Below are 17,615 nucleotides of genomic sequence, written 5' to 3' on the forward strand. Positions count from 1 at the left end.
CCAAAGGCAAGCGAGCTATTCCTTGGCAGGTTTTGCCGGCACAGGCGCTGTGCCGAGGCCGGCGACATTGCGCGCCCGCACGCGCGGCTGGAAGGCCCGGCCGGGCTCGGGCGCCCGGCGCAGAACCGGGTGAACCACCGGCTCCTTGGCGCGGAATGCATAGCATTTGATCAGCTGCCAATAATTGGAAAACACATAGCCATTGTTCATACGAACCCATTCGGACCGCCGAGCGGCAAATATCTGCGGCAACAGATACCAGGCCGTGGTCGGGGTCTTGTGGTGAACGAAATGCAGATTGTTGTTGAGGAACAGCAGCGACAAAGGCGTGCGCTCGACAATGATCGTGCGCCCTTCGGGCCGCTCCGACCACTGGTGTTCGGCAAAGGTGCGGATAGCAATGATCGACTGGCCAAACCAGACCGGACCAAGCACATAGATCCACAGCGGGATGCCGAACCCATAAATCACCACCGGAAGCACCACGACCAGCCCCGCCAAATGCAATAGCCAAGCTTGGCGAATGCTGCGGTTGCTAATCAGCATCCCCGCGTCATCAATAACAAAGCCCGCGACCGACAGCCATGGGCCAAGGAAAAAACGCCCGACCATCGTATTGTTGATCGCCAGAAGCCTCACCATCCAGCGCGGCAACGCCTCATGCTGCCACAGAGCCCGGTAATAACTTTCAGGATCGTCGAGCGGATCCGTCAGCCGTTCATCCGCATGATGGCGCAAATGCAGCGTTTTGAAACGACGATAGGGCCAAACCACACCGATCGGCAAAAAGACGAAGGCCTCATTGATCAACGCATTACGGGTGGGATGCCCATGCAGCACTTCGTGACAAAGCGAAGAATGCAATGCAACGCACAAAACCATGACACCAAGCGCTGCAAGCGGTGCAACCGGCCACAGCCAGAACCCCGCAGCCGCCCAAACGCCATAACATGCAGCGGTCAAGGCAACAGTTGGCCATTCAATAAGGAAGGCTTTTTTCGGACGAACAGATTTTTGCGCACTTACATGTGACGATGGCATGCGTATGAAAGGTTCCCTCAAACCGGGGAGTCGAAGCAGCTCCTGACATAATGCTGTCAGTAGAAGGCATATGATTCAACGCGACAATGCGCATAAAATGTTTATTGTTTGCATCTTACGCACCGTTTGTTGCACTTAGTAAACAATATGCTCAAGTTCGACGAGGACAGACTGATGGACAAGCGCGACCTCTCCACACTTTTCCGAGAGCGTCTCAAAATTCTCGTTGCCCGCTCCGGCGTCAACCAGTCTGCCTTTGCGGCATCGGTCGGTATCGACCGATCGGCACTGTCACAGCTGCTGGCAGGCGCCTCAACCCGGCTACCGCGCGCCGAAACGCTGCTCAACATCGCATCTGAACACAAGGTCTCGCTCGACTGGCTCTTGGGGCTGAGCCAGGACGAAGGCCTGACTGGCGAGCTACGCGCCAGCCTGGAGATCGAAGAAGGCGATGGCGGTTTTGACGCAACTCTGCTGGCAAGATGGCATGCAGAGGCCGCCGGCACGAAGATCCGCTACGTGCCGGCGGGCATTCCAGACCTGTTACGCACCGATGCTTTGATCGACTATGAGGCGGCTATCACCAAGCGCAGCCGCGCTTCACAGGCCGGCGAAACGCAGTATCGCATCGATTACAACCGCCGCCCTGAGACGGATATGGAAGTCTGCATGCCCCGCCATACGCTGGAGATTTTCGCGCGCGGATTGGGCGTTTGGTCGGACTTCCCGGTCGAGGCACGGCGCGCGCAGCTGGCCCACATGGCGCAATTGCTTGACGACCTTTATCCCACCTTCCGGCTCTATCTGTACGACGGCCGCTTGCGCTACTCGATCCCTTACACGATCTTTGGGCCGATACGTGCCGCGATTTATGTCGGTGGCATGTACCTCGTGCTGAATGCTACCGAACCGGTGCGAACACTGACCCGCCACTTCGACAACCTGATCCGCGCCGCCGAGATCAACGCCCATGAGGCGGCGGCCTTCGCCCGCGATCTGTCGACCTCCCCTATGACGGGCCCTGCCTTCGATTGACGCGACATAACGATTTCTTTATATCTTTGTCTCGTTCCACTATTTGAAAGCGCGCTTCATGACTGCCGACCCGATTGCCGCCCTGATTGCCGAAAAAGGCGTGCTGCTCGCCGATGGCGCGACCGGTACAAACCTGTTTGCTATGGGCCTAGAGGCTGGTGAGGCACCGGAGCTTCTGAATGTGACCGCGCCAGACACCATCACCGCCCTGCACCAGAATTTCGTTGATTCCGGCGCCGACATCATTCTCACCAATTCCTTCGGCGGCACACGCCATCGGCTGAAACTGCACCACGCGCAGGATCGCGTGCATGAACTGAACAAGCTCGCCGCAGAGCTCGCCGGCGCGGTCGCCAAAAAGGCTGACCGCAAGGTGATCGTCGCAGGCTCAGTCGGCCCAACCGGCGAGCTTCTGGTGCCGCTTGGCGCGCTGACCTATGAGGAGGCGGTGGAAGCCTTCGCCGAACAGATCGAGGGCCTGAAGGCCGGCGGCGCAGAAGTCGCCTGGATCGAAACCATGTCGGCGCCCGACGAAATCCGTGCCGCGGCAGAAGCAGCGATCCGCGTTGGCTTGCCATACACCTACACCGGCTCCTTCGACACAGCTGGCCGCACGATGATGGGACTTTTGCCGAAGGACATTCACGGTGTTGTCGACGGCATCGCGCAAAAGCCGATTGGTGTCGGCGCCAATTGCGGTGTCGGAGCGTCCGATATCCTCGCCTCGCTGCTCGACATGACTGAAGCCAAGCCTGAAGCAACCGTGATCGTGAAGGGGAATTGTGGCATTCCGCAATTCCACGGTACCGAGATCCACTATTCTGGAACACCGGAATTGATGGCGGATTATGTGCGGCTTGCCATCGATAGTGGCGCAAAGATCATCGGCGGCTGTTGCGGCACGTCGTTTACGCATCTGGCCGCAATGCGGGTGGCACTCGACAGCCACGAGAAACAGCAGCGCCCGACAATTGAAAATATCGTCGAGCGTATCGGCCCATTGCGCAACAAGCAGGCGGTCGAAAACACCACCGAGACCAGCGACCAACGCCGCGAGCGGCGCCGGTCACGCGTCTAAAGTCGCCAGTGTAAAACCTACTTGCTGTCGGCGCCAAGGGCCGAAGCAAGTTTTGCCGGCCGGTTGGCCGCTTCCGGCGATGCGCCATTCTCGGCGTATTCGGCAGATGCAGCCTTCAAACCTTCACTGGTTTTTTCTGGCCGCATCAGGGCGAGAACCTCGGCAGTGCGCGGATTGGCAATCTCTTCCAGCATCAATCGAAATCGTTCCTTACGTAATGTTGCCATTGCCGCCTCGCGGGCTTGATTGATATCAACCTTTCCCGGCTCGACGTCGTCGGCAAATGCAACATTGCCGTTCGCCGGTTCTGGTTTGAGCGGAGGCCGTGGCGTAGAACTGCCCGTCTGTCCAGTCGAACCGCCAGGTGGAGTGCCGGTTCCCTCGCCCGGATCAGTCACATCACCATCGCCTGGCTGAACGCCACTGCCCGGTAGCGTTGGCAGCAAGACAGGCGGCACGTTCGGCTTGGACAAGCCTGGCAGCAGTCCGCCGACTATGTCAGATATCACCCCGCCAGAACCGTTGACGACCGGCTTCAATCCGGATGTTAAGCCTGAGATAAGCATTGATAAGTCCCCTTGGAAAACAGCATTGCCGGAAGTTGTACACACAAAAAACTGCAATCTCATTCCCGGAATGGCTAAAATACAACCGAAGTTTGCCACCAAAAGACAACACAACCCCTGAACCCTTGCATACAGGGGAGAGATGACGAACCGTCACGCCATCGCCATATTCGGCTCCCAAGTTGCGCATGAGGGAAACACGGCTGGGCAACCCGGTTGTTTCCGCGCAAGGAGCACATCGCCAGCCAGCGTTGGGGGATGTTTTGGCCGGGATGTGACAGCGTGGAGTTTCATGTGCAGAGCCTAAACGGCGGTAAAATCGAGACAACTGCAGAACGGAGGCACCAGCGTTGGCATGCGCCCGAAAGCCAGCCCCTGCAACTGACTGTCAAAAGCCCGCTTCATGCGGCTGGTGACCCACGGGCAGCAGCTGGATTTGGCGTCGTGGTGCTTCTTGCGGTTGGCGTGCTGGGAGCTTTCGTGGTGAATAAGACCGCGGGATCGGGCACTGAAGCCGAGCCCATGGTAGCCACCAGCCCCGCAGAGCCAACTGAAATTGTTGCGGCGGTGTCACCACCCAAGCCGGTGATTATTCAAGGTACGCCGGCCGTGGAACCCGCAAATACACCCTCACCAGCGGTGTTCCAGAGCGGAGCCACTGACACGACAACCTCCGAACCTGCCGCTAAAAATCCGTTGAATGCAAACCGTATTGAACGTGCCACGGACTCAATGCTGTTGGCGCTCGATGCCGAACCGGCACAAGCTACGTCGGACAATAAAGATACTGTGGTAACCGCCGCAGTGATTTCACCGAACGTTCCTGTACCACTGCCAACCGCTGCGCCGCGCAAGGAACTTCCAGCCTCTGATGCCACCGAACCATCTGCCAAAGTCGTGGAAGAGCCAGCAATTGCCGAGGCCGAAGACACTCGCCCCGGCCGCATAAAAACCGCCGTCAACATGCGCGCCAGCGGCACCGACAAAGCCAAGGTGATCGGCGTCGTACCGGCCAATGCAAGCGTTGACGTCGTCGGCTGCAAATCCTGGTGTGAGATCGTCTACAAAAAACAGCGCGGCTGGATCTATAAGGGCTTTTTGCGCACTAACTAGATACTCCCCTTGTTTCAAAGCCTGCCTTGGTCACCTCTTGTCGCTTCAGCCCAGAAAAGCTGCCATGTGAAATGCTTGGACCTCTGCAGGATAGCGATAGTGCGTTCCATGGGGGCAAGCGTTCCGATCCAGGCAACCGCCGTCACGGCACGGCGCGCCAGTAGGGCCTCGGACGTGATCAATGCATGAGTGATAGGCGAACCCGGTACCGGTGTGCGCATCGACCGGACAAGCTTTCATGCAAGGTTTTCCGACACATAGGTCGCAAAGGTGAATCACATCCTGAGGCGTTTGAATCGCGATCTCATGATCAAACAGAAGCGCACCGCGATAGGCATGCCAAAGTCCGTACTTCGGATGCATCAGAATTCCGAGCGGTGACGGATGCAAACCTTCGGCACGCATAGCCCAGCTCTGGAATGGCAAGAATGGACGGTCGGACGGCGATACCGCACGCGCTGAAACTTTTGCCGCCACCGTGCCGATCACGTGCCTGGAAAAGCTATCGAGCGGATCAGCAAGGTCAATCGGCTGACCCGCCCGCCAGCGCTGGAAATGTGGCCAAGGTGGCGCACCCGCCTGTCCCACCAGCAGCACCGACGCGGCCCGCCTTCCCTTGGGGCCTGCTGGCGCGTCCTCGTTAGTTCCGAAATTGAACCCGCCGCGGAGGATCATGCCGCTGGTATTCAGGGACTCCGACACCGCATCGAGCGCAGCGGCGCGCATCATTTTCCCTCCGGCTTGCGGAATGCGCTGCGCCAGACTTCCTTATGGATGATGTCGGCGACTTTAGCCCCGCCTGAATCGGGCTCCTTTCAGGTGAAGGCGTCGGGCATCGACGCCTTCTTGCGGGCGATGAAGTCTTGCAACGCCTCATCGATGGAACTGTCGAGCGGCGGCGCCTCATAGGTCTCCAGCCAGCGCCGCGCCAGATCATTGGCGCGCTGTGGGGCGGTCTTCTCGCCCTCGGCAAGCCACTGTTCATAGGAATTGTTGTCAGCGATCGACGAACGATAGAAGGCAGACTGAAAGTTTGCCTGGGTATGATCGCAGCCGAGATAATGGCTGCCCGGTCCGACTTGTCGGATGGCGTCCATTGCCTGACCGTTTTCGGAAAGGTCAACACCCTCGGCAAGCTTCTGCGCCATGCCGAGCTGGTCGATGTCCATCATGAATTTTTCGTAGCAGGACGCGAGCCCGCCTTCGAGCCACCCGGCTGAATGCAGCACGAAATTAGCGCCGGCAAGCAGCGTTGAATTAAGCGTATTGGCGCTTTCATAAGCGGCCTGCGCATCTGGCACCTTCGATGCGCACAGCGACCCTCCGGTACGAAATGGCAGCCCCACGCGCCGCGCCAGCTGCGCTGCGCCATACGACACCAACGATGGTTCCGGCGTGCCAAAGGTCGGCGCACCCGACTGCATCGAAATTGACGATGCAAAGGTACCGAACAGGACCGGCGCGCCGGGCCGGATGAGCTGTGTCAGCGAAGCACCGGCCAGCACTTCGGCCAGAACCTGTGTGAGCGTTCCGGCAACGGTAACGGGGCTCATCGCGCCAGCAAGAATGAAGGGCGTCACGATGCAGGCCTGGTTGTTGCGCGCGTAGACCTTCAGCGCGCCCAACATGGTTTCGTCAAACACCATTGGTGAGTTGGCGTTTATCAGGCTGGTTAACACCGTGTTCTGGTCGACAAAGTCCGCACCGAAGACAAGCTTCGCCATCTCGACCGTGTCTTCGGCACGCTCAGGCGCCGTCACCGACCCCATAAACGGCTTGTCGGAATATTTAATATGGGCATAGACCATGTCGAGATGCCGCTTGTTAACAGGCACGTCGACAGGCTCGCACACCGTTCCACCCGAATGGTGGATCGATGGCGCCATATAGGCCAGCTTCACGAAATTGCGGAAATCCTCAATGGTCGCATAACGGCGGTTTCCGTCGAGATCGCGCACGAAGGGAGGGCCATAGACCGGCGCAAACACGGTCGCCTTACCACCGATCTCGACCGACCGCTCGGGATTACGAGCATGCTGAGTGTAGGTCGACGGCGCGGTCTTCAGAAGCGACCGCGGTAGCCCGCGCGGAAAGTGCACGCGCTCGCCGCGAATATCCGCCCCTGCTGCCTTGAACAGCGCAAGTGCCTCGGCGTCATCGCGAAACTCAATGCCGATTTCTTCCAGTACCGTGTCTGCGTTCTTCTCGATCAGCGCTAGCCCCTCTTCGTCGAGAACCTCGTAGACGTTGATCTTGCGGTTGATATAGGTCTGCTGAATGCCCGGACCGCCACCGGTTCGCGCCGCCCGTCGGGCCGCTGCCCCGCCGCTCGCAGCACGCCCGCGCCGTGCATTGGAGGCTTCCTGCCCCGCCTGAGGGTTGTCTTCCATCAAACTCATCCTTAGCCTGTTCTAACTCAAAAGGGCCGCGCCCGCATCACTATCGCCGGATCGTAGTGACCGCCCATAACCGAAACGGCCCGGCAGCGCCAAGGCATGTCGCAAAATCGACAAGCAAATCACACATTTCGCCGGTCGCTTTCCTTTTGCAGGAAGTCGCAAATCAGCTATGGAAACCGGTATCGCACAGAATAGATAGGAACCGTAGTTTCGCGTCACGGGGCCTTCTATGACGCGAACAGCAGGAGCGACGACATGGCCGAAGACGAGATCATCCTTTCCGAGCTTTCCGACGACGAACTGGTGCAGCAGATGCACGACGATCTCTATGATGGTTTGAAGGAAGAGATCGAGGAAGGTACCAATATCCTTCTCGGCCGCGGCTGGGCTCCTTACAAGGTCCTGACTGAAGCGCTGGTCGAAGGCATGCGCATCGTCGGCGAAGACTTTCGTGACGGCATCCTGTTCGTGCCAGAAGTGCTGCTTTCAGCCAATGCGATGAAGGCCGGCATGTTTATCCTTCGCCCGCTTTTGATTGCGACAGGCGCGCCCAAGCAGGGCAAGATGGTCATCGGTACCGTCAAGGGCGACATCCACGACATCGGCAAGAACCTCGTCGGCATGATGATGGAAGGTGCCGGCTTTGATGTGATCGACCTTGGCATCAACAATCCGGTCGAAAAATATCTCGCAGCGATCGAGGAACACAGTCCCGACATCATCGGGATGTCGGCACTTCTCACGACCACCATGCCCTACATGAAGGTTGTTATCGACACGATGAAGGAAAAAGGAATTCGCGACGACTACGTCGTGCTGGTTGGCGGCGCGCCGCTCAATGAGGAATTTGGCAAGGCCGTGGGTGCCGACGCCTATTGCCGTGACGCCGCCGTGGCCGTTGAAACGGCCAAGGAATATATGAAGCGCAAGCACAATCGGCTCGCTTCAGCTTCAGCTTAGGACGTTAGACATAAAAAAAACGGCCGCTCGATAAGAGCGGCCGATTTTCGGAGAGGACCGCGCTTTATTGGACGGTTTCCTGGACTGCCTCACCGGTCTGTCTAACGTCCTTGCCAACACCTCGGACGGTATTGGCACATGCGGAGAGCGCCAGAGCGCAAAGAAGAACTGCTGTCAGGGCTCGTGATCGTGACATTGGACGGTGGCCTCCATCATTCCTATAGTGGGATCTAGACAGCTGAAACGCATTGAACCGGGATTGGTTCCATGACTGCGACACCAGAAAGCAGAACTAAAGATCCAGAGCAGGTGCTCGTCATCGCCTGCGGCATGATTGCGCGTGAAATCCTCGCAGCCAAAGCACAGCTCAAGCTCGACCATCTGGAACTGACCTGCTTGCCGGCCGATTTTCATTTTCATCCCGACCGCATCGCGCCTGCAATGGACGCCGCCATCATCAAGGCAAAGGTTGAGGGTTTTCAGACCATTTTTGTCGGTTATGCCGATTGCGGCACCGGCGGCCTGCTTGACCGGGTGTGCGAAAAACACGGCGTCGAGCGCATGGAGGGCCCGCATTGCTTCGCGTTCTATCAGGGTATGCAAGCCTATGCGAAGGTCGCCGAAGACGACATGATGTCGTTTTACATGACCGATTTCCTCTGCCGTCAGTTTGATGCGTTCTTCATGAAGCCGCTTGGCTTGGACCGGCATCCGGCGCTGATCCATGACTATTTCGGCAATTACGAACGGCTGATCTATCTGGCTCAGACCGATGATCCCGAACTCGACAGGGTTGCCGAGGATGCTGCGCGCCTGCTGGGCTTGACCTACGAGAGGCGCGCCACCGGCTACGGCGATTTGCCGTTGGCCCTTGCTCATGCAGCCCGTTCCCCTTTATCTCCATCAAAGGGCCTGAATCGCACACCATGAGCGGTGTCCTGAATGGAGAGTGAAGAATGAGATTTGGACCCGCGCTGATTGCCACGACCTTATTGCTCGGCATTGCCCTGCCGGCACATGCGACGGGCACCATCCTCAGCCTGATCACAAAGGAAGATCAAGCCCGCATCGGCAAATTCAATGAAACCCGCAGCGCGGCATTATCTGAAGCCAAGGCAGGAGCGAGCAAGGCCGATCTTGCGACGCTCGCCGCCGTGACGGAAGCGAAGCCGCTGGCGTTTCAGGAATTCAATCTTTCCGGAAACTGGCGATGCCGCACCATCAAGGTTGGCGGCATCAGTCCACTGGTCATCTATGGCTGGTTCAAATGCCGTGTCAGCGATGATGGCTCGGGCTGGCTCCTGGAAAAAACGACCGGTTCGCAGCGAACCAAGGGTCGCTTTTTCACTGAAAGCGATACGCGCTCCACCTATCTGGGCAGCTTTTTTGTCGCTGGAGATACCCCAAAACCCTATGGCAGCGGTGTGGACTCCGACCAGGTCGGCTATGCCATGCGGACCGGCAAGAGCACCTGGAAAATCGAATTTCCTGCACCCCGATACGAATCGAAGCTCGATATCCTGGAGTTCCGTCGCTAGATACGTAAGCAGTCATGCGCTGTTCACAGGTCGCGGCTAAAGGCTGGATCATCAAGGGTTAACCGGATTCGTCACACAATGCAGTTCGGTACGCCAACGGCTGGTCGCCGAACAGGAAACGAATGAGACAGGAAATGCGGGGTTTCGAGGACGGCCAGATCGACGGCCCGCCGGTCAGGCGCCGGCCTCGCCGTCTTTCGCAGCTGTTCGCGCAGATGGCGCGCGACGCCGACGGCCCAGTCTCGATCTCCTACATTCGCGACCAGCTTGGCGACCGCTCGTTTGCCGCCCTTGTCGTATTCTTTGCCCTCCTCAACATGATCCCGCTGCCACCGCCATCCTCGGCTATCCTTGGATTGCCGCTGGTGATGGTGTCGGCGCAGATGATGTATGGCTCCAAGCGGGCATGGCTGCCGCGCTTCATCATGGACAAATCCCTGTCGCCGGAAACCTTTCGCTCGGTCATGGACCGCGTGATCCCGCGGCTTGTCAGCCTCGAAAAGATGATCCGCCCCCGCTACTGGCCCTTCTGGCGCCGCCAGGGCGACCGCTTCGTCGGCTTCTTGTGCCTCTTCATGGCAATTGTCGTGACATTGCCAATCCCGCTCGGCAATTGGCTACCGGCATTCTCGACGGGTCTGATGAGCCTCGCCTTGATCGAGCGGGACGGCATTTTGCTGGCGATCGGAGCCATTGTCGGCGTCGTTGCGCTGGTGGTGATCGTGGCCGTATTTGGCTCGGCCACCGCCTTGATAGGCTTCCTGTGGAGTTCCAACTTCCTCCATATGTGACCGGCAGGCCTCTAGCTGCAATACAACGCTCTTTTTGAAGCGTCGCATTTGAATGCGCCCGCGTCGTCCAATAACAAGCGGTAGGCATGCCGTTCCGGCAATGCTCGGACACATAGGAGCACGATTTCATGGCCGACCTTATCGTCGTCTACTGGCGCGACATTCCAGCCCAGATCATCGTCAAAAGGGGTCGTCAGAACGCCAAGCGCGAACTGCCACTGCGTTTCACCGAGGCGATCGACATGGCCGCTATGCGCACCGGCGCGGGCGACTCGGACGCTTACCTGGCCGAATGGCGCAAGGGAGATCCGACTCCCGTTGGCGAGGATCTTGAGGCCGAAGCCGAAAAAGCGCTCGCCGAAATCGACAGCGCGTTCACCCGCGAACGGCTCGTTGCTTTGGTGAAGGCGGGGGGAAAGGCCGACAATGCCTAAAACTGCGCCCGCTTCAACGACTGCAGCTGGCGCGGCCAGCAACCTGCCGCAGGCAGTGCCTCCAACGACGGATGGCACCACCACGCAAGCCACCATAGTCAAGCAAACGGCACCGAAGTCTGCCTACAAACCGGCTGACATGTCGCCGCAGCGGCGGGTCCAGCGCTCGTTCGCTGTGCGCCTGTGGGCGGTACGCCATGCCCGATTGCTGGAATGGTTCTACGCAAGGTTCGCTGATGTGTTCCTGTTGCTCCACCCGGTGTGGAAAGGCATCGGCTATGGCCGCGTTGAAGCGCCCGTGAAGTTCATTGAAAAGAGCGTCAAGGGATTCATGTTCGACTGCCGCATGTGCGGCCAATGCGTTCTGTCCTCGACCGGCATGTCCTGCCCGATGAACTGCCCCAAGCAGTTACGCAACGGCCCTTGCGGCGGCGTCCGGGCCAACGGCAATTGCGAGGTGGAGCCCGACATGCCTTGCGTCTGGGTAAAGGCGTGGGAGGGCTCACGCCTGATGCAACATGGCGACCGCATTCTCGATATACAGAAGCCGGTCGATCAATCGCTTCGCGAAACCTCGGCATGGCTGCGCGTCACCGCGCAGGCAGCCGCAGCCCGTGAAGCCGAAAGTGTGCAGCCATGATCGGCCACCAGCGCGACGAAAACCCTGCCGGCATCGACCTGCCGCTTGAGCCGCTGCCCGGCCACTCCTCGCGTGGCAGGCTGGAGCGCATTTTGCGTCGCGGCGAATTTGCCGTCACCACCGAGCTGAACCCGCCCGACAGTGCCGACCCTGAAGACGTCTACAATCGTGCAAAGGTGTTCGACGGCTGGGTCGATGCCATCAACGCTGTAGATGCCTCCGGCGCCAACTGCCACATGTCGTCGGTGGGCATCTGCGCGCTTTTGACCCGCATGGGCTATGCACCGATCATGCAGATCGCTTGCCGCGACAAAAACCGCATCGCCATCCAGGGCGATGTTCTGGGTGGCGCGGCCATGGGCGTGGCCAACATGCTGTGCCTGACCGGCGACGGCGTTCAGGCCGGCGACCAGCCCGGCGCTAAGCCGGTCTTCGACCTCGACTGCATGTCGCTTCTGGAAACCGTCCGCATCATGCGCGACCAGGGAAAGTTTTTGTCCGGACGCAAGCTGACCACCCCGCCGCAGCTATTTCTGGGTGCCGCGATCAATCCTTTCGCACCACCCTACGATTTCCGGCCCTACCGGCTTGGCAAGAAAATCGCTGCCGGCGCGCAATTCGTCCAGAGCCAGTACTGCTTCGACGTGCCGATGTTCCGCGAGTACATGCAAAAGGTCCGCGACCTCGGTTACACCGAACAATGCTTCGTGCTGTGCGGTGTCGGACCTCTAGCCTCGGCCAAGACTGCCAAATGGATACGCTCGAACGTGCCGGGCATCCACATTCCGGACTCGATCATCAAGCGTCTGGAAGGCGCACAGGACCAGAAGAAGGAAGGCAAGCAGCTTGCCATTGACATCATCAATGAGGTCAAAGAAATCCCAGGCGTTTCAGGCATCCATGTGATGGCCTACCGACAGGAAGAATATGTCGCCGAGATCGTCCATGAATCAGGCGTGCTAAAGGGCCGCCGGCCCTGGCGCAAGGAACCCCGCGCCGACGATCTGCTGGTGGCCGAACGGCTTGAGCACATTCTGCACGACGATATCACTGAGACCCAGGTAGAGATGGTGGACGAGGCCCGCCACTAAGCTGGAAACTCGGTCGCCGCTTGCTTGAAACGAAAAACGATATAAAGATGTCTTTATATCTTAGGAGAGATTTATGACCCGTACCATTGTCGCGTCCGCGTCGCGAGAGATTGTCATCGGCTTTGATCAGCCTTTCTGCGTCATCGGCGAGCGCATCAATCCGACCGGGCGCAAAAAACTTGCGGCTGAAATGATGGCTGGCAATTTCGAAACCGTCATCAGGGACGCGCTGGAACAGGCTGCCTGCGGCGCCACTATGCTAGACGTCAATGCGGGCGTCACCACCGTCGACCCCAACGCAACCGAGCCCGCTTTGCTCGTTCAGACACTGGAGATCGTTCAGAACCTGGTCGATCTTCCGCTGTCTATTGACAGTTCGGTCACCGCTGCAATCGAGGCTGCGCTGAAAGTCGCCAAGGGCCGTCCGCTGGTCAATTCGGTCACCGGCGAGGAAGAAAAGCTCGAAGCGATCCTCCCGCTGATCAAGAAATACAACGTCCCCGTCGTCGCCATCTCCAACGACGAGACCGGCATCTCGATGGACCCGGATGTGCGTTTTGCCGTGGCCAAGAAGATCGTCGAACGCTGCGCCGATTTCGGCATTCCCGCCCATGACGTGGTCGTCGACCCGCTGGTGATGCCGATCGGCGCGCTTGGCGATGCAGGCCGCCAGGTGTTTGCGCTGCTGCGCCGCCTGCGCGAGGAACTGAAAGTCAACACCACCTGCGGCCTGTCCAACGTCTCGTTCGGACTACCACACCGCCACGGCATCAACGCCGGCTTCATCCCGATGGTGATCGGTGCAGGCATGACCAGCGCCATCATGAACCCGGTGCGCCCGCAGGAAATGGAAGCCGTGCGCGCCGCTAACGTCCTAAACGGCACTGACCGGGACTGCATGAACTGGATCAAGACCTATAAGGACTTCAAGCCCGGCGAACATGCAGCGCCTGCTCCCGTCGCCGTTAATGCACCCGGCGAAGGCGGTGCCTCCGGCGGACGCCGCCGCGGCGGCCGCGAAGCGCGTATGGGCCGCGGCTAACACTACCTGGCAAGAAGATTAGCATGAACGCACCCGTCAATCCGTCTGATCCCCTCGTCCTGTTCATGCCTTCGGGCAAGCGCGGGCGTTTTCCCGTCGGAACGCCCGTGCTGGATGCGGCGCGCCAGCTCGGCGTCTATGTCGAGAGCGTGTGTGGTGGCCGCGCCACCTGTGGCCGTTGCCAGGTGGTGGTGCAGGAAGGCAATTTTGCCAAACACAAGATTATCTCGTCGAACGACCACATCTCTCCGGTCGGACCCAAGGAAAAGCGCTACGCCGAGGTCCGCAGCCTTATCGAAGGCCGACGCCTCTCCTGCTCCGCCACTATTCTGGGCGACCTCGTCATCGACGTACCTCAGGATACGGTGGTAAACGCGCAGACGATACGAAAGGCAGCGAGCGACCGCGTCATCGAGCGCAATCCGGCGGTTCAGCTCTGCTATGTTGAGGTCGACGAACCCGACATGCACAAGCCGCTGGGGGACCTAGACCGTTTGAAGGTGATGCTGGAAACGGATTGGGGCTGGAAGGATCTTCTGGTCTCGCAGCATCTGATGCCCCAGGTGCAAGGTATTCTGCGCAAGGGAAACTGGGCTGTTACCGCCGCCATCCACCGCGACCTCAATTCGTCGCGTCCAACCATCATTTCACTATCGCCCGGGTTGAAGAACGAAGCCTATGGCATCGCCTGTGATATCGGCTCGACCACGATCGCCATGCATCTTGTGTCGCTGCTGTCAGGCCGCATCCTTGCGACATCGGGGACATCCAACCCCCAAATCCGGTTCGGCGAGGATCTGATGAGCCGCGTCTCCTATGTGATGATGAACCCGGACGGCCGCGAGGCGATGACCAAAGCGGTGCGCGAAGCGGTCAACGATCTGACCGAAAAGGTCTGCGAGGAAGCGGGCGTTGATCGTCACGACATTTTGGATGCGGTATTTGTCTGCAACCCGATCATGCACCATCTTTTCCTCGGCATCGACCCGACCGAGTTGGGCCAGGCGCCTTTCGCGCTTGCTGTCTCCGGTGCGGTTCACACCTGGGCCAGCGAAATCGACCTAGATATAAACCGGGGCGCACGCGTCTACTTACTCCCCTGCATCGCCGGCCATGTCGGCGCCGATGCAGCCGGCGCAACCCTTTCGGAAGGCCCATACCGTCAGGACAAGATGATGCTTTTGGTCGATGTCGGCACAAATGCCGAGATCGTGCTGGGCAACCGCACCCGCGTGGTTGCCGCATCTTCGCCTACCGGCCCTGCCTTCGAGGGCGCCGAAATCTCCGGCGGCCAGCGCGCTGCACCCGGCGCCATTGAACGCGTGCGCATCGATCCGTTGACCCTGGAGCCAAAATACCGCGTCATCGGCTCAGAAGTCTGGTCGGATGAAGAAGGTTTTGATGCGGCTGTCGCAGCAACCGGCGTTACCGGAATCTGCGGCTCTGCGATCATCGAAGTGGTCGCTGAAATGTATCTGTCAGGCATTATTTCCGAAGACGGCGTGGTTGACGGCTCGCTATCCGCCAAAAGTCCGCGCATTGTCCAGAACGGTCGAACCTTCTCCTATTTGCTGCGTGATGGTGAACCCCGCATCACGGTCACCCAGAACGATGTCCGCGCTATCCAGCTTGCCAAGGCGGCTCTTTATGCCGGCGTCAAGCTGTTGATGGAAAAGCAGGGCGTCGAGACCGTCGACACGATCCGCTTCGCCGGCGCGTTCGGCTCCTTCATCGATCCTAAATACGCGATGGTTCTGGGGCTGATCCCTGACTGTGAGCTATCGGAGGTCAAGGCAATCGGCAATGCGGCCGGCACCGGGGCGCTGATGGCGCTGCTCAACCGCGACCACCGCCGCGAGATCGAAACTCAGGTCGGCAAGATCGAAAAAATCGAGACCGCGCTCGAGCCGCATTTCCAGCAGCTCTTCATCGACGCCATGGCTTTGCCAAACAAGGTTGATCCGTTCCCGAAGCTTTCGGCGGCCGTAGCCCTGCCGCCGCGCAAGAGCGTCAGCGCGGATGGCATATCCAGCGACAACACTCCACGCCGCCGCTCACGAGAAGAACGTGCTGCCCGCCGAAGCCGGGACTAACGAGTTGATGGGAGTTGTCCATGCACAGTGGCCAGAAGTGGTCACCGCGCATGCGCAGCGCCCCGAGGACCTGCCCGCTAGAACTTCCCGCTGCTCTTAAATGCTGCGAATGTCGCCCGAATGTGGTCCGCAGCCGCTTTCACCGGCGCTTGCGCGTCGGGCGCGACCAGCATCGCCAAGCTGTAGTTACCGATTGATGGCAATCCGTCCTTTGCCCCAAGTTCGACCATGTCGCCCGTGATGAAGGATTTCGGCAGCGGTGCAATCGCAAGATCCGCCATGATGGCGGCCCGCTGGCCGGCAGTGTGCGCGCTCATATAGGCGATGCGATAGTTGCGCCCATCTCGACCAAGGGCCTCGAGCGCACAAGCCCGCCAGGAACAGCCCTCCTCCCACACGGAAACAGGCAGTGGCTCGCGCATATATGCGCTACCGCCCTTGGCGCTGGCCCAGACGATCGGCTCAGTCAACAGGATTTCGGCGCCGGCAGCTGTCGCTCGGGTGGAGTTCGTCAAAAGCGTGATGTCGAGCGCCCGGTCATCCATCCGCCGCCGCAGATTGCTGCTCTGGTCGATGACGACATCAACCGCAATGGAAGGATGAGATTGCGCAAACCGCTTCAACACATTGGGCAACACCCGCTCGCCAAAATCATCCGGCGAACCAAGCCGTACTACACCAGTGATGTCGGGGATGATAAATTTCGATACCGCCTCGCGGTTCACCGCCAGCATGCGCCTCGCATAGCCGAGTAGCATCTCGCCATCTGTAGTGAGCGAAACGGAACGGGCGTCACGCGCGAAAACGGAACGACCCAGAATATCCTCCAGCTTCTTGATCTGCATCGAAACGGCCGAGGGCGTACGAAACACCGCGTTGGCCGCCGTGGTGAAACTGCCGGTTTCGGCAATCGCCACAAAGGTGCGCAAAACATCCAGATCCAGCAGCGGAAGCGGGTGATTAAGGGGTGCAGTCATCGGCTTAGCTTATCAATTTTTCTGAACGAACATATGATTTCAATTCGTTTGATTGAACAGCACACCTAACGCATAGTCAATATCAGAATGAAACCTAGCCGAGCAATGACCTTGGAAGGAGCACATGATGTCCCTCTATTCAAACTTCAAAGATTTCGCCGCGGAGTGGCGCTCAGCCCGTGACCGTGCCCGCACCATGCGCATTGTGAGTTCTCTGCCGCCCGAGATTCAGAAGGATATCGGCTGGCAACCAAGCTGCACTACGCGCCAGATCCCGGTCAGCGACACATTTTGACTTCTGCGCCAACGGTGGCGCCCTGCGTTGGTAACATGACGCATATGAGCCAGGCGCATAGCGGCCAACCATGAGCAATAAACCGTTGTATAATAGATATTTTTTTCACTTGTCTACAACAACTGGCAAAAGCGACGATGTCGCATTTCCATATGAAGCGCTTCGCATTTACCGCTTTGTGGGCGCTACAATATCACTATATCACTGATCAACGAGCTGCCCCACTCCTTCTAGCGAAGGCACCCCGTGTAACCTGACTGCATGGAGACGTGTCATGAAACTGTTTACCCGCTTGTTCGGCCGCCGCGACAGCAACATCACAACCGCGCTTGAGCGCCAGCGCCTGGGCCGCACGATGCCGGGCCAGACCGGTGCAGCAGCAGCCGCGCGCCTGGGTTTCCTGATCAACTGACCAACGGAGTCATGCTGCAAAGCAGTCCGCCTGAAATCTGTCGGCGAAGCGATTGCTGGCGGAGTGTTTAGTGATGTCGCAATGGCGCTAATTAGCGGTCTCGCAACATT

At 59.0% G+C, this 17,615-nt stretch carries 20 protein-coding genes; 14 read left to right on the forward strand and 6 right to left on the reverse strand.

All coding sequences use genetic code 11. The features are described 5' to 3' along the window. Positions 1 to 15: 15 nt before the first annotated feature. Complete coding sequence (locus tag GA830_RS15940; RefSeq protein WP_195162766.1) at positions 16 to 1,041, reverse strand: fatty acid desaturase; 1,026 nt, start codon at positions 1,039 to 1,041, stop codon at positions 16 to 18. A gap of 174 nt (positions 1,042 to 1,215) precedes the next feature. Here GA830_RS15940 and GA830_RS15945 point away from each other — a divergent pair, with 174 nt between their 5' ends. Both GA830_RS15945 and bmt read left to right on the forward strand, forming a co-directional pair. After that, a complete protein-coding gene (locus GA830_RS15945; protein WP_195162767.1) occupies positions 1,216 to 2,076 on the forward strand; it encodes a helix-turn-helix domain-containing protein in 861 nt (286 codons plus the stop codon). 58 nt (positions 2,077 to 2,134) lie between these two features. Continuing rightward, the gene (gene bmt, locus GA830_RS15950) at positions 2,135 to 3,154 is read left to right on the forward strand and encodes a betaine--homocysteine S-methyltransferase (protein WP_195162768.1); all 1,020 of its coding nucleotides are present in this window, start codon (positions 2,135 to 2,137) and stop codon (positions 3,152 to 3,154) included. A 17-nt stretch (positions 3,155 to 3,171) separates the two neighbouring features. On the opposite strand, the gene GA830_RS15955 is transcribed toward bmt, so the two are convergent. Beyond that, positions 3,172 to 3,720 carry a hypothetical protein gene (locus tag GA830_RS15955; protein ID WP_195162769.1) on the reverse strand — a complete coding sequence of 183 codons (549 nt, stop codon included), beginning with the start codon at positions 3,718 to 3,720 and terminating at the stop codon, positions 3,172 to 3,174. Positions 3,721 to 4,014: 294 nt separating this feature from the next. Here GA830_RS15955 and GA830_RS15960 point away from each other — a divergent pair, with 294 nt between their 5' ends. Continuing rightward, positions 4,015 to 4,833 (forward strand): SH3 domain-containing protein, encoded by an 819-nt coding sequence (locus tag GA830_RS15960; protein ID WP_195162770.1) that lies wholly within the window; start codon positions 4,015 to 4,017, stop codon positions 4,831 to 4,833. Positions 4,834 to 4,878: 45 nt separating this feature from the next. Here the strand turns inward: GA830_RS15960 and GA830_RS15965 are convergent, their stop codons facing one another. Together GA830_RS15965 and GA830_RS15970 are read right to left on the reverse strand one after the other, a co-directional pair. Next, entirely contained in the window at positions 4,879 to 5,559 is a 681-nt protein-coding gene (locus GA830_RS15965; protein WP_195165000.1) for a 4Fe-4S dicluster domain-containing protein, read from the reverse strand. Positions 5,560 to 5,648: 89 nt separating this feature from the next. Further along, positions 5,649 to 7,223: a trimethylamine methyltransferase family protein gene (locus GA830_RS15970; RefSeq protein ID WP_195162771.1), complete on the reverse strand. Its 1,575-nt coding sequence runs from the start codon at positions 7,221 to 7,223 to the stop codon at positions 5,649 to 5,651. A 264-nt stretch (positions 7,224 to 7,487) separates the two neighbouring features. On the opposite strand from GA830_RS15970, the gene GA830_RS15975 reads away from it, so the two are divergent. Further along, positions 7,488 to 8,192: a corrinoid protein gene (locus GA830_RS15975; RefSeq protein ID WP_195162772.1), complete on the forward strand. Its 705-nt coding sequence runs from the start codon at positions 7,488 to 7,490 to the stop codon at positions 8,190 to 8,192. Between the two features lie 64 nt (positions 8,193 to 8,256). Here GA830_RS15975 and GA830_RS20315 read toward each other — a convergent pair whose 3' ends face one another. Continuing rightward, on the reverse strand, positions 8,257 to 8,388 hold the full coding sequence (locus GA830_RS20315) for an entericidin A/B family lipoprotein (protein ID WP_195162773.1): 132 nt from the start codon (positions 8,386 to 8,388) through the stop codon (positions 8,257 to 8,259). A 71-nt stretch (positions 8,389 to 8,459) separates the two neighbouring features. Here GA830_RS20315 and GA830_RS15985 point away from each other — a divergent pair, with 71 nt between their 5' ends. From GA830_RS15985 to GA830_RS16020, 8 genes are all read left to right on the forward strand, one after another. After that, positions 8,460 to 9,122, forward strand: coding sequence for a DUF1638 domain-containing protein (locus tag GA830_RS15985; RefSeq protein WP_258045478.1), 663 nt, complete (start codon positions 8,460 to 8,462; stop codon positions 9,120 to 9,122). A gap of 26 nt (positions 9,123 to 9,148) precedes the next feature. After that, the gene (locus GA830_RS15990; RefSeq protein ID WP_195162774.1) at positions 9,149 to 9,730 is read left to right on the forward strand and encodes a DUF4893 domain-containing protein; all 582 of its coding nucleotides are present in this window, start codon (positions 9,149 to 9,151) and stop codon (positions 9,728 to 9,730) included. Positions 9,731 to 9,852: 122 nt separating this feature from the next. Further along, the gene (locus GA830_RS15995) at positions 9,853 to 10,521 is read left to right on the forward strand and encodes an exopolysaccharide biosynthesis protein (protein ID WP_258045479.1); all 669 of its coding nucleotides are present in this window, start codon (positions 9,853 to 9,855) and stop codon (positions 10,519 to 10,521) included. A gap of 128 nt (positions 10,522 to 10,649) precedes the next feature. Further along, a complete protein-coding gene (locus tag GA830_RS16000; RefSeq protein ID WP_195162775.1) occupies positions 10,650 to 10,955 on the forward strand; it encodes a virulence factor in 306 nt (101 codons plus the stop codon). Continuing rightward, positions 10,948 to 11,595: a methylenetetrahydrofolate reductase C-terminal domain-containing protein gene (locus GA830_RS16005; protein ID WP_195162776.1), complete on the forward strand. Its 648-nt coding sequence runs from the start codon at positions 10,948 to 10,950 to the stop codon at positions 11,593 to 11,595. The genes GA830_RS16000 and GA830_RS16005 overlap by 8 nt, the downstream gene beginning before the upstream one ends. Then, positions 11,592 to 12,686: a methylenetetrahydrofolate reductase gene (locus GA830_RS16010; protein ID WP_195162777.1), complete on the forward strand. Its 1,095-nt coding sequence runs from the start codon at positions 11,592 to 11,594 to the stop codon at positions 12,684 to 12,686. Before GA830_RS16005 ends, GA830_RS16010 begins: the two co-directional genes overlap by 4 nt. A 73-nt stretch (positions 12,687 to 12,759) precedes the next feature. Further along, positions 12,760 to 13,728 carry a methyltetrahydrofolate cobalamin methyltransferase gene (locus GA830_RS16015; RefSeq protein WP_195162778.1) on the forward strand — a complete coding sequence of 323 codons (969 nt, stop codon included), beginning with the start codon at positions 12,760 to 12,762 and terminating at the stop codon, positions 13,726 to 13,728. Between the two features lie 23 nt (positions 13,729 to 13,751). Continuing rightward, on the forward strand, positions 13,752 to 15,821 hold the full coding sequence (locus tag GA830_RS16020) for an ASKHA domain-containing protein (RefSeq protein ID WP_195162779.1): 2,070 nt from the start codon (positions 13,752 to 13,754) through the stop codon (positions 15,819 to 15,821). A gap of 77 nt (positions 15,822 to 15,898) precedes the next feature. Here GA830_RS16020 and GA830_RS16025 read toward each other — a convergent pair whose 3' ends face one another. After that, positions 15,899 to 16,798: a LysR substrate-binding domain-containing protein gene (locus tag GA830_RS16025; protein WP_195162780.1), complete on the reverse strand. Its 900-nt coding sequence runs from the start codon at positions 16,796 to 16,798 to the stop codon at positions 15,899 to 15,901. Between the two features lie 124 nt (positions 16,799 to 16,922). Here GA830_RS16025 and GA830_RS16030 point away from each other — a divergent pair, with 124 nt between their 5' ends. Both GA830_RS16030 and GA830_RS16035 read left to right on the forward strand, forming a co-directional pair. Beyond that, on the forward strand, positions 16,923 to 17,093 hold the full coding sequence (locus tag GA830_RS16030) for a hypothetical protein (protein ID WP_195165040.1): 171 nt from the start codon (positions 16,923 to 16,925) through the stop codon (positions 17,091 to 17,093). A 274-nt stretch (positions 17,094 to 17,367) separates the two neighbouring features. Further along, positions 17,368 to 17,505, forward strand: a complete 138-nt coding sequence (locus GA830_RS16035; RefSeq protein ID WP_195162781.1) for a hypothetical protein — start codon at positions 17,368 to 17,370, stop codon at positions 17,503 to 17,505. The last annotated feature ends 110 nt before the right edge of the window (positions 17,506 to 17,615 follow it).

The sequence above is a fragment of the Mesorhizobium sp. NBSH29 genome, assembly GCF_015500055.1.
Classification (GTDB): domain Bacteria; phylum Pseudomonadota; class Alphaproteobacteria; order Rhizobiales; family Rhizobiaceae; genus Neomesorhizobium.